Raw genomic sequence first — 259 nt, 5'->3', positions numbered from 1 at the left:
CTCGGTATAGAGGATGAACGAGGTGGCCGCATGCGAGTCGGCATGGCGCGCGGCCGCCGCGTCGTAGACGGCTGCGTCGGCGGACAGCGCATCTTCGAGCGAGTCGCCGAACGCATAAGGTGCGTCGCGCAGCGAAGCGGTACGAAGCTCGCGGAGCACGGCACCCTGATCGGCAACGATACGGCGAACGGTCAGTGACGGACTCATGCAGTCGTAAACCCCAATAAAGCACTAACGCGTAGCTTTAACCGAACTGGCC

The 259-nt window shown here is 62.9% G+C and carries 1 pseudogene; it reads right to left on the bottom strand.

Features of this window, described 5'->3' with window-relative positions:
• Positions 1-207, bottom strand: a pseudogene (locus SB786_RS36790) (GNAT family N-acetyltransferase); the annotation flags it as partial.
• Positions 208-259: the final 52 nt, after the last annotated feature.

It is taken from the genome of Burkholderia sp. SIMBA_062 (genome assembly GCF_046534765.1).
Classification (GTDB): Bacteria; Pseudomonadota; Gammaproteobacteria; order Burkholderiales; family Burkholderiaceae; genus Burkholderia; species Burkholderia ambifaria.
Note: the sequence above shows the minus strand (reverse complement) of the source record. Positions and strands in the feature narration are given on the sequence as shown.